The organism is Bacillus sp. SIMBA_074 (assembly GCF_046534555.1).
GTDB lineage: Bacteria > Bacillota > Bacilli > Bacillales > Bacillaceae_G > Bacillus_A > Bacillus_A mycoides.
In genome coordinates this window covers 1-267 of the sequence record NZ_JAWRYM010000628.1, presented here as the reverse complement: position 1 = coordinate 267, position 267 = coordinate 1, and the positions used below count along the sequence as shown (strand labels likewise).

1 protein-coding gene is annotated in these 267 nt (G+C 68.2%); it reads right to left on the bottom strand.

Annotation, left to right across the window (positions count from 1 at the left end):
• A partial coding sequence (locus tag SB773_RS32265) for a hypothetical protein (protein WP_410594448.1) occupies positions 1-267 on the bottom strand: 267 nt, incomplete at both ends.

Genomic DNA, 267 nt, shown 5'->3' with positions numbered 1-267 from the left:
CCACGGTCTATCTGCTCGTCGATGGATCCGCCCCAGATCCGGTCGCCGATGTCTGCGCGGTACGTCCACCCGAGCGCCTGCGCGATGGCCGCGAGGTTCGCACGTCGTCGTCGATGCTGCACGACTGCGAAGGTCGAGGTGGCGACGAGCACAGCGCCCGCGACGATCGTCGCCAGCTGTGCGAGGAGCAAGGCGGCACCATCGAGCTCGAAACCCACAGGCAGCAGATAGAAAGCGACGCCGCCGGCGATCGCCAGGTAGCCCGCC